Here is a 2,057-nt window from a genome sequence, read left to right on the forward strand (position 1 = left end):
TCCCCCCTCTGCCGGATTGGTATTCATACATGACGATTTTAGGAAGACCGTCAGTTCCGGAAGCGTAAATCCACATATAAGATGTGGACTGTGCAGTTTTTCCCTTTTCACGCAATACCTGGCAGGTAGTCTCATCTGCATGGATTACTTCGCGGGTGATTAATTCCATATGCATACGTTCATAGATTGGAAGAAGATATTTTTCTGCCGCAATGATACACCAGTTAGCAAGAGTTTCCCTTGGGATTTTTGCTCCAAGCTGATCAAATGCTGATTCCTGTCTGTAATAAGGCAGTCCCATAAAACATTTACTGAACATCACAAATGCAACTGCTGATGCAGAAGCTGCGCTGTGAGGAATAAGCGCTCCTGGAACAGTTCCCTTTTTAAAAGAACCATCCTGATCCTTTTTACACTCAGGACAGATCAGAACTTCCTGCATATATCGTATTCTTTCAACAACTGCAGGAGTGATACGGATTTCTTCCCTTACAAAGGTTGGCTTCATGGGAATCATTTCGGCATTGCACCAGTCACAGAAGCGTTCACTGTCAGGTACCGGACAGATAATCTCTTTTACAGGAAGATTCCCATAGAGTTCATCTCTGGTGGCTTTTGACTTACGTTCTCTGGCATAACTTTTTACCTGAATGGATTCTTTCTTTTCCGCATCAGCTTGAGTATCTTCCACCACTGGTGAAGTTTTCTCACTCTTGACGCCAAAAAACTGACGTCTGAATTCTTCCAGTGTTTCTTCAAGGTTGGCTTTTAGTGAACGCAGCTCATCAATCATGGTGCGAAGTTCTTTGATGGTTTCTTCCTGATTTCTGATGTGGGATGCCTGTGTTTCAACAAGCATTTTTAAATATTCATTTTCCTGTTTTACTGACACCTGGCACCTCCTGATCTTTTCTTACATTGTATAAAAAATCAGCAGGTTTGACAAATGACATGGGGTTGTCCTATCGTCATTTTGACGGTGTATAAGTTATTGTATCGCAGTACTAAAATGCCGTATTTCCGGCATTTGTGGAAGTGTTATCCACATCAATATCCTGAAACGGATTGCAATACACGTATAAGTTTTCGGTTCAGGGTATTGATGTGGACAACCTCGATTTTATAATAAAACCGGTCGTCCATAAGTTTTTCATTTTCTCTATAATGCACAAATCAGAATACTTTGTTACTGTTTTTAGGTACAGGACGGATTGCTTTTGGCTGTTCTATGGACAGACCTTCCATCAACCAGCGGAATTCCTGCCTGGTTATGGCTCTTACCTCAACAGCATTTCGTGGCCATTGAAATCTTCCTTCACTATCCAGGCGTTTGTAGATTAAGCAAAATCCATCCTTATCGAAATATAAAGCCTTGATGGTGTTACACCGCTTACCGCAAAACAGATACAAGGCATTTGCATAAGGATCCATCTGATAAGTGTCCCGGATAATCGCCATGAGACCATCTATACTGCGTCTCATATCTGTCTTGCCCGTTACAAGGTAAATTTTGGAAATTCCAGAAACATCCCCTAACATAGAAATCGCAACGCAGCTATCGTATTCTTTATCACTTCCTGTGTTGCATTGTTGGCAATCTCAACTGTTATTCCCTGAATGTTCAGGCGAACAGCAGAAGTGTTATCGGTAGAACTTAATTGTTCTGGTTCATGAGAAGAAACCGCAGGAACTTCCTTCATAAACAAGGGAACGACTTCCTGGATATCGTTTCTTTGTCTGGTAAAACTATTTTCAGGGATATCGCAGGCTTTCTTGCGTAGCTGTTTTACGTGATAATAAAAAGTGGGTGATTTAATTTCATGTTCCTGCATCCATTGTGCATCGGATTTTCCACTGGTGCGGCACTGTTGGATTAAATCAAACCAGCGACGATCGGAAGCAGATAAGTTTTGAGGATGGTCCATTAAGTACTTCAACTCCATTCTTGCAGACTATGAAGTAAAATGCTCAAACTCAGGTAGTATACTTATAGTAAAAAGCTCAGCTGTCAATTCTAGGCAGATCATGGTTTTTCTACTTCATGTAGGTAGATTATC

The 2,057-nt window shown here is 41.1% G+C and carries 3 protein-coding genes; all 3 read right to left on the reverse strand.

The features are described from left to right. On the reverse strand, positions 1–892 hold an 892-nt coding region (locus RHS_RS29590; protein ID WP_395023679.1), incomplete at its 3' end, for a transposase. A gap of 281 nt (positions 893–1,173) precedes the next feature. Continuing rightward, positions 1,174–1,539, reverse strand: coding sequence for an IS66 family insertion sequence element accessory protein TnpB (tnpB, locus tag RHS_RS29595; RefSeq protein WP_047835261.1), 366 nt, complete (start codon positions 1,537–1,539; stop codon positions 1,174–1,176). Then, positions 1,533–1,925 (reverse strand): IS66 family insertion sequence element accessory protein TnpA, encoded by a 393-nt coding sequence (tnpA, locus tag RHS_RS29600; protein WP_047835262.1) that lies wholly within the window; start codon positions 1,923–1,925, stop codon positions 1,533–1,535. The genes tnpB and tnpA overlap by 7 nt, the downstream gene beginning before the upstream one ends. Positions 1,926–2,057: the final 132 nt, after the last annotated feature.

The sequence above is a fragment of the Robinsoniella sp. RHS genome, assembly GCF_001029355.1.
Lineage (GTDB): Bacteria > Bacillota > Clostridia > Lachnospirales > Lachnospiraceae > Robinsoniella > Robinsoniella peoriensis.

Excerpts from the sequence above, each read along its gene's own strand:
- tnpB (WP_047835261.1), bottom strand. The coding sequence starts at position 1,539 with ATGTTAGGGGATGTTTCTGGAATTTCCAAAATTTACCTTGTAACGGGC.
- tnpA (WP_047835262.1), bottom strand. The coding sequence starts at position 1,925 with ATGGACCATCCTCAAAACTTATCTGCTTCCGATCGTCGCTGGTTTGAT.